Genomic DNA, 13,063 nt, shown 5'->3' with positions numbered 1-13,063 from the left:
CGGCCCCTGCTAGTGGGAGACGATCGCGCAACGATCACCGGCGAGAAGCTGGGTGGTTACGCCGCCCAGGAGCCACTGGCCCTGCCGGGTGTAACCGTACGCTCCGGCGACGATCAGGTCGGCCTCCAACTCGCGGGCAATCCCATCGAGCTGCGAGGCGTTGGCCCCCCTCGACAGCATCACCCTGGCATCCGCCTTGACGCCATGATGGCCCAGCCAGGCGGCGACTTCGGCGATACCACTCCGGGCCTCGGGAACTTCCCCATCGTCGGCAAACTCGACGACAGTGGTGTTCGTCGCGGCCTTCAAGATGGGCAAGGCGTCGACGATCGCTCGCCGCGCTTCGCGCGTGTCCTTCCAGGCGACCACGACACGGTCCAAGCCGTCGATTGCCGCCCCCGTCGGAACCAGCAGAACGGGCCGACCAACTGACATCACGAAGTCGCACAGGTCCGGCCGCCGCGTCTGGTCGCACTGCCCATCTCCGGGCTCGGTACTGACCACGACCAAGTCTGCATTTCGTGCCTGCCGCGACAGATACTCCGCCAGGGGAAGGACGGTGGTGTGCGCTCTCCATTCCGTCCGGCCCTTGAGCCGTGCAACAGCGTGACGAAATTCAAGCTCGCCCGCCTCGATGTGCCGCGCGATTTCCTTGCGGTCTTCGTCAAACAGGGCTGCTGGAACTGCATAGTCGTGACAGACCGTCTGGATTGGCCGACAGGCCGCCAAGCCGACGACGCCGGCATCAAGCTTGGCGGCGATGCTGACGGTCGTGTCGAGCACGGGCCCATTCTGCCGCCCGAGGACCAGATTCGCCATCACCGTACTGATCATATCGAGGCTCCTCCGGGGGGCGCCGGATTGCTCTCATGAACATTGGGCTCCCATTGACCGGCGGCACCCTTGTGGAAGTAGCGCTTTACCGCCGCCCACGCCGTGCGATGAGCGATCTCCTCACGCCTCTCGTCCCCTGCGTAGCTCGCCCACGCATCGTTGAACGCTTCGCGATAGAGATCCTGCGCCCGCGGCGGCAGGTGATGACGCACCGCAGGGGGCAGGTCGGCGTTCGATGGATAAGGCATGGCTCAGCCTCTGCTCATTTATCGCGACAGCTTGGCCCTGCCGAGATCGAGCGGCCTTGATCTGGCACAAACGATCGTCGAGGCCTTTCCGGCACCATGAATCCACATCGTGATCGCTCGCCATGCAGGTCGCCACATCTTCCAAGTCGGCAAGGCTCGGTTTCAACGCGAGAATGTCCGCAACTTGCGTGTCGTCGAGATCACCCAGGATCTTGCGAACATCGGTCGAGTCGGCGGGCCCCGTCGCACCGGCTGACGATTGAGTGGTCATTCTAGCCACCCAAACGACCTGATTTGTCAGAGCTCCGCCAGCTCGGGTTCGCGCGCGCCCGGGACCTTGGCCGGCTCCTCCACCTCCGTCATGGTTGCCTCGCTGAGGAGCAGCACACTCGCGACCGAGACGGCATTCTCCAGTGCGATGCGCACGACCTTCGTCGGGTCCACGATCCCGGCCTCGACCAGGTCGACATACTGCTTGCGCGCCGCGTCGAAGCCGTAGTTGCCCTTTCCGTCGAGCATGCGCGCGACCGCCACGCCGCCATCGGTCGCGGAATTTTCGGCGATCTGCCGAGCCGGCGCCTCGAGCGCCCGCTTCAGCACCTGGATCCCCGTCCGTTCGTCGCCCTCCGCCTGCGCCTCTTCACGAGCCACGGCCTCGGTGCAGCGCAACAGCGCCAGGCCGCCGCCGGGCACGATGCCTTCCGCCACCGCCGCCTTGGTGGCGCTGATGGCGTCGTCGAGCGCTTCCTTCCGCGCCTTCATTTCGGACTCGGCGGGCGCGCCGACTTTGATAACCGCCACCCCGCCCGATAGCTTGGCAAGTCGTTCGTGCAGCTTCTCCTTGTCATAGTCGCTGGTGGCGGCCTCGATCTCACGCCGAATGGCGGCGACGCGGCCGTCGATGGCGGCCTTGTCGCCGCCCCCGCCGATAATGGTGGTGGTATCCTTGTTGATGACAATCCGCTTCGCCCTGCCGAGGCTCGCGATGCTCACACTCTCCAGCTTGAGACCGATCTCCTCCGAGACGACCTCGCAGCCCGTCAGGACCGCGATGTCCTGCAGCATGGCCTTGCGCCGGTCGCCGAAACCTGGCGCCTTCACCGCGCAGCTCCTCAGGGCTCCGCGCAACTGGTTGACGATGAGCGTCGCAAGCGCGTCGCCTTCGACATCCTCGGCGACCACCAGCAAGGGCCGCCCTGACTTGACGATCTCATCGAGCACCGGGAGCATGTCCTTGAGCACCGCCAGCTTGCGGTCGCACAGGAGCACGTGCGCATCTTCCAACACCGATTCCATGCGTTCGGGGTTGGTGATGAAATAGGGCGAAATGAAGCCGCGATCGAACTGCATGCCCTCCACGACCTCGAGGACGGTCTCGGTGGTCTTCGATTCCTCGACGGTGATCACCCCGTCGTTGCCGACCTTCTCCATCGCGTCGGCCACCAGCTCTCCGATCGCCTGGTCGTTGTGGGCAGAAATGGCCGCCACCTGGACCTTCTCGAGACGCGTCGAGACTGGCCGCGACATCTCCTTCAGGGCAGCGATGGCGGCCTTGGCCGCGCGGTCCAGGCCGCGCTTCAGGTCGATCGCGCTCGCCCCCGCCACCACGTTGCGGACGCCTTCAGCGAACATGGCGTGGGCCAGGACGGTCGAGCCGGAGGTCCCATCGCCGACAAGGTCACCGGTACGCTCCGCGGCCTGACGCAGCATCTGGGCGCCCAAGTTCTCCTCGGCATCCTTGAGCGCGAATTCCTTGGCAATGGTGACCCCATCGTTGCAAACCAGCGGCGGGCCCCATTTCTTCTGAATCAGCACGGACTTCGACTTGGGGCCGAGTGTCACGCGGATGGCATCGGCAAGCTTGGCCGCGCCTCGCAGCACCTTTTCGCGCGCCGCCGACCGGAACATGACGTGCTTGTAGGTCACAGGAGCCTCCGTGCAAAGAACCTCCGCTTCTTCTAGAGGCGGCGCCGGAAGGACGGTCTGATCCAGATCAAGTGATCGACCGTTCTTCGCGGCAACAGCAGTCCACGCGGATCCGCCAGGACTCGACCCGGCTGGATGGTCGAACAGGGAACCGACGAGCCGGCGCGGGTGAATACCTCGGCCGTTCAGTGCGCAACGAAAACGGGGACCGTCATGCGCGCAAGCAGCGTGCGGCTCACGCCACCCAAAATAAATTCGCGTACGCGCGAATGGCCGTAGAGGCCCATCACGATCAGGTCGACGCCATGGTCCGCGGCTCGTGACAGGATCACGTCGCCCACGTCGGCGTCGGCAGCCACGTCGCGCTGAACCGTGGCCTCGACACCCTGTCGCGACAGCCACATAGCGACATCCGCCCCGGGCTCGGCGCCGTGGCCTTGATTGGAGGACCGCGGGTCGACGGCGAGCACGATCACCTTTTCCGCCTCGCGCAACAGGGGCAGGGCATCCGAGGCCGCTCGTGCGCTCTCCCGGCTGGCGTTCCAGCAAAGCATCATCGTCTGGCCCGGCTTGGGCGGCGCCCCGATGTACGGCACCACGAGCACCGGTCGGCCCGTCGACAGAGCGAGCGTCTCAGGAAGATCCGTCGGCGTCAGCGACTCATTGGCAGGGTCGGCCTGCCCCACCACGACGATGTCGGCGTAACGCGCATGCACTGCCAGCTCGGCATCGGCGTAGCCTTTTGCCAACCGCCATTCCGTCGAAATTCCAGCGCCCTTGACCGCCTTTTCAAAGATCGCCGCTGCCGCGGCCTGATCCGCCTTCGCGGTGGCATCATAGGCCGTGTACAGATCATCCATCAGGATCGCGCCCTCGGTGAATGGCGGAACGTTGAACGGTTCCTGGACATGCACGCCGACAAGATGGGCGCCATGACGCTGCGCCACCTGGACCGCAACGGCCACTCTCTGGGCGGTGTTCGGCTTGCCGTCGCAATGGACGAGAACGGTCTTATAGCTCATGGCTCCACTCCTGGCATTGTCATATGGTTCGAGAATGGCGCGAACGCCGGCAAGAGCCTTGATGCACGTCAACTTCCTGCGGGATCTGGTGCCGAAGGCCAGGCCGAGATTGCCTGAATCACGACGGAGGAATTCCTGATGGCGCGTATCCGGTTCGGCACATTCCTGGCGCCGCATCACCCGGTCGGCGAACACCCGACCCTGCAGTTCCAACGCGACCTGAGACTGGCCGAGCATCTCGACAGACTGGGCTTCGACGAGTTCTGGTGCGGCGAACATCATTCCTCCGGCTGGGAGATGATCGCCTCGCCCGAGCTGTTCCTGGCCATGGCAGCCGAGCGCACCAAGCGCATCAGGCTTGGCACCGGCGTCGTTTCGCTGCCCTACCACCACCCTTTCAACGTCGCGCAGCGCATCGTGCAGCTCGACCACATGACCTTCGGGCGCGTGATTTTCGGCACCGGCCCCGGCGCCCTGCCCTCCGACGCGCGGACCTTCGGCATCGACTACATGCTTCTGCGCGACCGCCAGGACGAAGCCATCGGCATCCTGAAACGGCTCTTCGCGGGCGAGCGCGTCACCTACAAGGGCGAGTGGTTCCAGCTCAACGACGCGCAGCTCCAGATCCTGCCTTATCAGGAGGATCTGCCGATGGCGGCCGCTTCCTCGATCAGTCCATCCGGCATGCAGCTTGCCGGAAAGTACGGCATGGGCGTCCTGTCCATCGCCTCGACCTCGCAGGAAGGCCTGCAGGCCCTGCCGACCCAGTGGTCGTTCGCCGAAGAGGCGGCGAAGAAGCACGATCAGAAGGTCGACCGCAAGAACTGGCGCGTGGTGATGGCCTGGCATCTTGCCGAGTCGAAGAAGCAGGCCGAGCAGGAGGCGGTGGACGGCCTCCAGCACTGGCACAACGAGTACAATGTCCGCGTTCTCGGCCGGCCCGGCTCGGTCCACGTGGCGGACAAGTGGGACCTGCTGGCGCGCGTGACCGGCATCGGCAACGCGGTCGGCACGTCGGTCATCGGCACACCCGACGAGATGGTCAAGACGATTCGCGATCTGCAGGAGGTCACCGGCGGGTTCGGCGTCGTGCTGGGCTTCGCGCACGACTGGGCCAATCACGAAGCGACGCTGCGCTCGTGGGAGCTGTTTGCCCGCTACGTCATTCCCGAGATCAACGGACACACCCGCAACCTCAAGGCTTCGGCCGAGTATCTGGCGGCCAACAAGGTCGAGCTGATGACCGGGTTGAATGCCGCGATCATGGCGAAGGTCCAGGGCAACAAGGTCGCCGAGGCCGCCATGGCGGTGACCAGGCAGCGGATGGCAGCTCAAGCCCAGGGCGACAGCGGGCGACCGGGGTCCGATACCCCTGCGCCGACTCCAGGCAAGGCCGCCAAATAGTGTCTCTGTTGCACGCTAACCCGGCGCCCGCGCGCCGATGGGTTTCAGACACCTAATCCCATCAATTCGACGTCGTCACGTTTGACGAGCGTAAGCCAGCAGCGTGGGCGACCGCCTCCTTTGAGGACTCTTCTTCGCCTTGCTTGTCGGCTTTGCGAACCGCGCGAGTGATTTCGATGGCCGCTGTTGCGATCAGTTGCTTCTCGACGTCCGTAGCGTGGTTTACGTAATACTCCCTCGTCCGCCTGGCGATTTCCGGAAAGCGCAGCGCGTCTGCCCGCAACAAATGAGCATCGGCGTCCTTGAGCGTTTCCGCCACGCTGTCGATCTGAGCCTGCTCTTCAGCATCGACTGAAAATCCATCGTCGATCTGGAACTCGTAGCCAGCCTTCATCAGGCGGCCAATTCGTACACGCTTGGGTGTGTCGTCTGGCGACCGTAGCAGTCGGAAAACGCGAAGGAATTTTGGCGTATCGATGAATACCAGCATGAGCCCTCCCCGGCCTGTGCCCACGCCATAAAGGCAACGATGTCGAAGCAACCCGTCGTCTTCCCCGCGCACCGTCCCCGCTGGCCAACCGGGGCGATCTACGTCTTCCGCCGCCCGCACGCTCGCCGCTGCCCGTCTCAGGGGTTTAACTACTGGCGGTTCCAACTCCCAATAATGTATGGAGTATGGGCGCCGTCTCGTCACGACGCTGTGATCGGCGTCACATTTTTGTGCCGAGCATCCGGCTTTATTTTGGCAGGTTGAGAATGCCATCCCGCGCCAGCTTCTTCGCTTCCAACAACCTCCTGTCCGGATTGCCCGACAAATACGCCTCATGGATGCTGGCGAATGCACCGGCAATATCCCTTGAAAGGGGGCACACACTCTTCGAAGTTGGCGCGGTAGGCGATGGCTGCTATTGGCTCGAAGAGGGCGTGCTCAAGGTCAGCGTGGCATCACATCAGGGCTCGGAGCGCATTCTCGCGATTCTCGGACCCGGATCGATCGTCGGCGAACTCGCAATGATAGACGGACTACCAAGGTCGGCTACAGTTCAAGCGCTCAGGGACAGTAGATTGATCTTCATGGCGCGCAGAACTTTCCTCGAAACCTTGCACCGTCATCCCGAGATATACAGTCACCTTGTTACCATTCTCGTCGCGCGTCTGCGCCAAGCCGATGTAGAGGCAGCGGCCGCGAGCTTCCTTTCGCTCAAAGCACGCGTCGCGCACGCTCTGCTTCAGTTCGCTAAACACCTTGGAGAGCCTGCAGGGACGCCGGGCCAAATAGTCATCCGCTACAAGCTTCGCCAGGAGGATCTGGCTGCCCTGGCCGATGTGGCGCGAGAGAACGTCAGCCGAATCATAAGCGAGTGGAAAAAGCGCAAGATCATCGATCAGCAGTCGCCGACCGTTTACGTAATTGACGAGGCGAAACTCGAGTGCGAGGCAAAAGTCTTTCGCTAGGTGCTCTAGCATGAGCGAGCAACCATCGCGCCGCGGCGCCTCTGGAGGTCATAGGCATGGAGATTTCCGGTAAGACTGCCATCGTCACCGGCGCCGCCTCGGGCATCGGCCTCGGCATCGCCACCGCCCTCGCCGAAGCCGGCGCCAACGTGGCGATGGCCGACATCCAGAAGGACGCGGTGGAGCAGGCGGCGCATCGTCTGTCCGGCACCAACAAGCAGGTGCTCCCGGTCAGGATCGACGTCACCCAGGAGCAGTCGGTGATCGACGCGCTGGCCGAGGCGGAGCGTCGTTTCGGCAAGCTCCACATCGCCTGCAACAACGCCGGCGTGCCGATGCACGGCACGCGGCTGGTGGACGTGTCGTTGGCCGACTGGGCGTTCGTCATGGGCGTCAATGTCTGGGGCGTCATCCACGGCATCCGCCACTTCGTGCCGGCGATCCTGAAGCACGGCGAGGCCGGCCACATCGTCAACACCGCCTCGGTCGCGGCCACGCAGAATCGCCGCGGCACCAACCAGGGGCCGTACTCGATGAGCAAGTACGCCGTGCTGTCGCTGTCGGAGGCGCTGGAGCACGAGCTCGAAGGCACGAATGTCGGCGTGACCGTGCTGTGCCCGGGTCCGATCGCCACCAACATTGCGCGGGGCGCGAGCAACCGCCCCGATCACCTCGGCGGCCCGCAGGTGCGCCCGACCGACGAGGCGGTCCTGGCGGAGCGCCTGGCGCGGACCGGCATCGACCCGAAGCTGGTCGGCGAGCGGGTGGTCGATGCGATCCGCAACAAGACCTTCTACGCCTTCGTCAGCGCCGTGCCGGTCGACACGATCAAGGCGCGGCACCGCCGCCTAGAGGCGGCGCTCGAGACGAGCTGGACGACGTCTTATTAGGACAGCGAATCATGAATGGCTGAGGCGTACCGCCTCGCTCGTGAATTTCTGCATTTTCTGCATATTTTTTGCAGGTCGGCCGTTGTCCGCCAAACCATTGAATTCACGCCGCTTTTGAATTTTCTGCATTTTATGCATTTTCTGCTGACCCTCCGCTGGACGGCACCCCCTACGGAAGATCATCGCTCCCCGTCAGGCTGAACGGCAGCCGGACGATGACCAACTCCCGGGCAGGAGCCGTCTGGCACACGATCGGATAAACGATGCATAGAGCGGGAGCGCGGGGAACCCGCGCAACGGGCCGACAATATAACCAAAGTGCATGTTAGTCAAGTACTGCGGTCAAGATCGGCCAGTTTCGTTTTCGCGGGTTTTTGCGCCCCGTAGAGGGGTCAAATCCGCAGAAACTATTGCCAGCAGTGCTATCAACCTGCCCCGGCACAGTGGTTTTGACCGGTCGAATGATGCGCTGCATTCTTCTCAGGTCAGACGTAATGAAAGGCGGTGAACATGGGACGGCTCGACGGCAAGGTCGCAGTGGTGACGGGTGGGGCGTCGGGAATCGGCGAAGCGACGGTCAGGCGTTTCTTCGCCGAGGGCGCGAGCGTGGCGTTCTGCGACCGGGACGGCGCCCGCGGCAACCGCCTGGCGACCGAGCTCCGCATGGCGACCGAACTCAAGCCCACGGCCACAGGCGCCACGGTTGCCTTCACGCAGGCCGACGTCGGTACCGAGGACGCGTGCCTCGCCTTCGTCAACGGTGCAGCGCAGCAGTTCGGGCGCCTCGACATCCTCGTCAACAATGCCGGCATCCGCAAATACGAGAAGATCGACGAGGCGAGCGCGGCGAGCTGGAACGAGATCCTCAACGTCAACCTGATGAGTTACGCCTTCTGTGCCAAGGCGGCGGTTCCGCTGATGCGCCAGAACAAGGGCGGCGCCATCGTCAACGTCGCCTCCGTCCGCTCCGTCGTCGCCGGTGGCGGCAACCTGCAGTACGACACGACCAAGGCCGCGATCGCGGGCCTGACTCGGGCGCTCGCCGCCGACCACTCGCCCGAGGGCATTCGCGTGAACGCGGTCGGTCCTGGGCCGATCTTCACGCCGTTCCATGAGCGCCGCATCGCGGCGGCTGGCGAGACCGTCGAGCAATACAACGCCCAGGCGGCACGAGGCACCATGCTGAAGCGGCCGGGCCGGCCCGAGGAGGTCGCCGCCGCGATCCTTTTCCTGGCCTCCGACGATGCCTCCTACGTCACCGGCGCCCTGCTGTTCGTGGACGGTGGCATGACGGCGATGTGAGAAAGCAGGGCGTTCCTGGAAGCAAGGATGAACACATGGTTGAACAGAATACGGCGTGGCGTGCGGAACCCCTGACCTGGGGGCAAGGATCGAAGGTCTTCGAGGTGTTCCTCGAACCGACCTGCCCGTTCTCCGCGAAGGCCTTCGGCAAGCTCGACGAGACCTTGCAATCGGCGGGCGCCGACAACGTCACCCTCAAGATCTGGCTGCACTCGCAGCCATGGCATCTCTTTTCCGGCGTGATCACGCGCTGCGCCCTCGCCGCTTCCACGCTCCCGGAAGGCAAAGACGCCGCCAGGAAGGTGCTGGCCGGTGTCGCCGCTCACCGTGACCAGTTCGAACCCGCCGATCATTGCAGCGGGCCCCTTCTCGAGTTGTCACCCGCCGACGTCATTGCGCGCGTCGAGGAATATTCGGGCCTGAAGCTTGCCGAGGCCTACGCCCTCCCCAAGCTCGACCAGGAGGTCAAGCGACACACGAAATATGCCCGTCAGAACGGCATCCATGTCTCACCGACCTTCATGATCGATGGCCTGGTCCAGAACGACATGAGCAGCGGCGACACGGTGTCCGCCTGGGTGTCCCGTCTGTCGGCGAGTTAGAGCGTGATGAGTTCAAGTCGGCTCCGTCGTCCCTCCACTACGCCTCGCTGCGCTCGGCTCCGGTCGGGACGACGGAGCTAAACTCAGCGTTCCTCAGTAGGGACGGTCGCCCCGCACCAGCATCCGGTACAGGCGGCGATGCTGGCTGTGATCGTAATCGAAGCCGGCTTTATGCAATGAGGCGCGGTCATCGATGATCAGCAGATCGCCCTTCTTGTACTCGTGCGTATAGCAGAATTGCGGCTGCGTGATCTTGTCGGTCAGATCCTGCAGAAAATCCTGGGTTTCCTCGGGCGACATGCCGGTCACCGTCTCGGTCTTGGCCTTGTGAAACCACGCTGCCTTGGTGCCGGTCTCCGGGTGGGTGCGGACCAGGGGATGCACCGTCGGCGGCTTCGTCGACGCGAGCTGGGCCTTCACGATATCCGGATTGCCTGTCTTCATCCGCGCGCTGCTGATCAGCGTATTCTCAGTCTTCGCGTCGACGATCCTGAGCTTCACATCGTCTGGAAGCGCTTCGTAGCCGTCACGCGCGTTGCAAACCGACGTCCCGCCACCCCTGTCCGGCACGGCCACCGCATACAGCATGGTGAACTTGGGCGGCAGTTCCTGGTTGGTGTGGTCGGTGTGCCAGGTGGCATTGCCGCCGACTTTCGCCGGCTGGCCCTTGCTGTCCAGGTGACGGTTGTCGAGCACACTGATCAACGGAAAGCCGTCAACCAGATAGCGCCGGTTCTGGTCCTCCATCAGCTCGCCGAACATTTCGCCAGCGGCTTGCAGCTGGCCCGGAGTGAGATGCTCCTGCCCGCGAATCACCAGAACCACGTTCTCGACGACAGCATCGTAGAGCCTCTTCCGCGTCGCGCCGTCGAGGGGATGCGCAAGGTCGATACCCGTGACAATGGCGCCGATGTGCTCCTTGACCTTCTCGATCCTCATGGCCTGGGTGGGAAGCCTCGCCGCGGCAACGCTCATGATCTGGCTCCTCATCTGTCGCCCCGCAGATTGCGGCGGGCGCGTGTAGCATTACGGAGAACCACTCTCGCCAATAGCATCGGCCGAATGTCGGCATCCATCAAGTCCTGCCTGATAACCACGTCGTGTGGCGACCGAACGTCGGCCCGGCCGCCCGGAAACATTAGAGAGGAAAACTCTGGGTGCCGGCCGGGGCCCTACAGAGTTTTCGGTGGCGGATCGGGGAACCCTGGCGAAACAGTAGACACCGGAGCGTCCAATGTTTTGTCGAGCTCCGGGAGCCCAGCGACAATCCACGAGGCCAACGTGGCGGCGCTGGGCTCCGGCAGGGCCAACCGAGCCGACACGATCGCACATCGAACGATGAATAGAGCGAGCGATACCCAGGGGCACCGATATGTCGACGCTTACGCGACCCGAAACAAGACACTGGAGACGAGTACTGTGGACGCCGGCTGGGCCCAGCGCGGCACCACAGTCCCAGCACTGCGGAAAACGTGTGTATGCGTGCATCACCTCCTGGTCATGGAAGTCGCCGTCATCGATGGCGCCGTCCCGATCGGTCGAACGGACCGGCGCGTATGTGCGTGCCTCGTCTCCGGAGACGTCGTCCGGACGCGATGGCAGTTCGTGACGTCTTTCCCAGGACCGACAGGCCCGGTGGCCCCCTTGGCGTCCCCCATCCGTATCCGGTTGCCGACCGTTGGGCCGGTCCGGACGCGACGAAGGTCGCTGTAGGCCTCACCGGCACTCGGGCGCATCCTTGATGCGTGGCCGAGGACTCTGGCCGCCAGCTGTTGGGCTTTACAGCGACCATTATGCCGATCCTCTCGAAGAGCGTCGGCGGAGATAAGCCACAATATCCGGTGACGAAGTCAACCCGATTCCGGCTTAGGTCGCGCGGCCCACCAGCCTGCCATCGGAAAAGCGGGCACGATCTTGCCAATCCTGGACGAATGGGTGGCGGTGATGCGGGCGGTCATCGACTAGGGGCAAAACCCAATAAAGCGTGGTCGTCCACGTCCGCTTTCGGGCCGACTCCAGACTTTGCTCACGCTGAGCTGATCGTCAGAGATGGGCCAATAGCCGACATCGGCACAGTCTCGATCCAGGTCAGCACCGCCACAGCGAAACCGGCCATGACGCCCCGGGCGAGGTGATGTCGGTCAGCAGATCCTTTTCCGCCGACCGGCGGGGACTGCACTGCCGGTGCACGGCGCCCTCCCATCGGGAAGTGCCCGTTTGCGGTCCGCGGTGCCTGATCGTACCATCGCCCCTCGGGCGTTGGGGGACGCTGTGTCTCCCTTGCGTACCGAACCACCCGGATGCCGGGACAAAATGAGGGGAGATACACATGCTGAAGAAGTTCCTGATCGCGTCGGCGGTCGGACTGCTGCTGGCGGCTTGCCAACAGCAGCCGCAGATGGCCAGCCCGCCGCCCACGCAGGTGAGACAGTTGTACGTCGTGTACTTCAACACCGGTCAATCGGACATATTGCCTGATGGGCAGGCGACGATTGCCCAGGCCTCCGCAACCTTCAAGCAGGGCGGCACCAACGTGCTCGTGAAAGGCCATGCCGACCGCGTCGGCGATCAGGGGATGAACCTGCGGCTTTCCATGGCGCGCACGGCGGCCGTGAAGGCCGCGCTGATGCGCGCCGGCGTGCCGGAGTCTGCGATCCGGTCGGGCAGCCTGGGTGAGGAAAGCCTGCCGGTCCCCACCGCCGACCAGGTCCCCGACCGGCTTAACCGCAGTGTTCACATCACGGTCATTGGGCGGCCGGTCATGAGCGACAAGGACTATTGCGCCGCGCTTGCCAGGAAGTGGCGTTCGTATTCCCGGACGGGCGCACAGGGTCCGGCGCCGCAGGCGATCGCCCAGTGCGATGCCGGAAATTACGACGCGGGCATCACGGTGCTGGAGCAGATACTGACGGACGACAGGGTTGTGTTGCCGTCGCGCTACTTGTAGCCCGATCCGGCTCGAGTAGACTGTAGAAGGCGGTCCTCCTGCGAGGGCCGCCTTTTTTTGCGCTTCGATGGAGACCGAACTCCTCAGGGCGTCGCAAATGACGCAATGGGTCAAACTCTGACGAAGTGTTTCGCGTGAGCAAAGTCTGGAGTCGGCCCGAAAGCGGAAGTGGACGACCACGCATTATTGAGTTTTGGCCCTAGTGTCACCCCGAGCGCAGCGAGGGGCCTTTAAGGCCGCAGGAAAGGTCCCTCGCTTCGCTCGGGATGACACCAGACGGTATGCGGCAAACTTTTCAAGGCGCGGATCCGCCTGACGCTCGGCGCGGATGGAGCAATCGACACGCGCCGGAGCTGTTGGCAAGAGGACCGGGCTCCGCCTATGGTCTGCCCCATTGAATCTTACCGCAGGAACGATCCCGATGACCTACTCC

General features: G+C 63.9%; 12 protein-coding genes. 6 read left to right on the top strand and 6 right to left on the bottom strand.

What is annotated here, in order from left to right; translation table 11 throughout:
- Positions 1-9 precede the first annotated feature (9 nt).
- From RSO01_RS10535 to RSO01_RS10520, 4 genes are all read right to left on the bottom strand, one after another.
- On the bottom strand, positions 10-834 hold the full coding sequence (locus RSO01_RS10535; protein WP_147148970.1) for a universal stress protein: 825 nt from the start codon (positions 832-834) through the stop codon (positions 10-12).
- Positions 831-1,082: a ChaB family protein gene (locus RSO01_RS10530; protein ID WP_147148968.1), complete on the bottom strand. Its 252-nt coding sequence runs from the start codon at positions 1,080-1,082 to the stop codon at positions 831-833. Before RSO01_RS10530 ends, RSO01_RS10535 begins: the two co-directional genes overlap by 4 nt.
- A 297-nt stretch (positions 1,083-1,379) precedes the next feature.
- The gene (gene groL, locus RSO01_RS10525) at positions 1,380-3,008 is read right to left on the bottom strand and encodes a chaperonin GroEL (RefSeq protein ID WP_147148966.1); all 1,629 of its coding nucleotides are present in this window, start codon (positions 3,006-3,008) and stop codon (positions 1,380-1,382) included.
- 185 nt (positions 3,009-3,193) lie between these two features.
- Positions 3,194-4,030: a universal stress protein gene (locus RSO01_RS10520; RefSeq protein WP_170302974.1), complete on the bottom strand. Its 837-nt coding sequence runs from the start codon at positions 4,028-4,030 to the stop codon at positions 3,194-3,196.
- 138 nt (positions 4,031-4,168) lie between these two features.
- Here RSO01_RS10520 and RSO01_RS10515 point away from each other — a divergent pair, with 138 nt between their 5' ends.
- Positions 4,169-5,434: an LLM class flavin-dependent oxidoreductase gene (locus RSO01_RS10515; protein WP_147148962.1), complete on the top strand. Its 1,266-nt coding sequence runs from the start codon at positions 4,169-4,171 to the stop codon at positions 5,432-5,434.
- A 61-nt stretch (positions 5,435-5,495) separates the two neighbouring features.
- Here RSO01_RS10515 and RSO01_RS10510 read toward each other — a convergent pair whose 3' ends face one another.
- Entirely contained in the window at positions 5,496-5,924 is a 429-nt protein-coding gene (locus RSO01_RS10510; protein ID WP_147148960.1) for a hypothetical protein, read from the bottom strand.
- 266 nt (positions 5,925-6,190) lie between these two features.
- Between RSO01_RS10510 and RSO01_RS10505 the strand changes: the two genes are divergently transcribed.
- The 4 genes from RSO01_RS10505 to RSO01_RS10490 all read left to right on the top strand — a co-directional run bounded on the left by RSO01_RS10505 (position 6,191) and on the right by RSO01_RS10490 (position 9,683).
- Positions 6,191-6,889 carry a Crp/Fnr family transcriptional regulator gene (locus tag RSO01_RS10505; protein WP_170302973.1) on the top strand — a complete coding sequence of 233 codons (699 nt, stop codon included), beginning with the start codon at positions 6,191-6,193 and terminating at the stop codon, positions 6,887-6,889.
- 56 nt (positions 6,890-6,945) lie between these two features.
- Positions 6,946-7,779 (top strand): SDR family NAD(P)-dependent oxidoreductase, encoded by an 834-nt coding sequence (locus RSO01_RS10500; RefSeq protein WP_147148957.1) that lies wholly within the window; start codon positions 6,946-6,948, stop codon positions 7,777-7,779.
- Positions 7,780-8,289: 510 nt separating this feature from the next.
- A complete protein-coding gene (locus RSO01_RS10495) occupies positions 8,290-9,081 on the top strand; it encodes an SDR family NAD(P)-dependent oxidoreductase (protein ID WP_147148955.1) in 792 nt (263 codons plus the stop codon).
- 35 nt (positions 9,082-9,116) lie between these two features.
- Positions 9,117-9,683 (top strand): DsbA family protein, encoded by a 567-nt coding sequence (locus RSO01_RS10490; RefSeq protein ID WP_147148953.1) that lies wholly within the window; start codon positions 9,117-9,119, stop codon positions 9,681-9,683.
- Positions 9,684-9,776: 93 nt separating this feature from the next.
- Here RSO01_RS10490 and RSO01_RS10485 read toward each other — a convergent pair whose 3' ends face one another.
- Entirely contained in the window at positions 9,777-10,658 is an 882-nt protein-coding gene (locus tag RSO01_RS10485; protein ID WP_170302972.1) for a TauD/TfdA dioxygenase family protein, read from the bottom strand.
- 1,354 nt (positions 10,659-12,012) lie between these two features.
- Between RSO01_RS10485 and RSO01_RS10480 the strand changes: the two genes are divergently transcribed.
- The gene (locus RSO01_RS10480; RefSeq protein ID WP_147148949.1) at positions 12,013-12,630 is read left to right on the top strand and encodes an OmpA family protein; all 618 of its coding nucleotides are present in this window, start codon (positions 12,013-12,015) and stop codon (positions 12,628-12,630) included.
- The last annotated feature ends 433 nt before the right edge of the window (positions 12,631-13,063 follow it).

It is taken from the genome of Reyranella soli, assembly GCF_007992495.1.
Taxonomy (GTDB): Bacteria; Pseudomonadota; Alphaproteobacteria; order Reyranellales; family Reyranellaceae; genus Reyranella; species Reyranella soli.
Note: the sequence above shows the minus strand (reverse complement) of the source record. Positions and strands in the feature narration are given on the sequence as shown.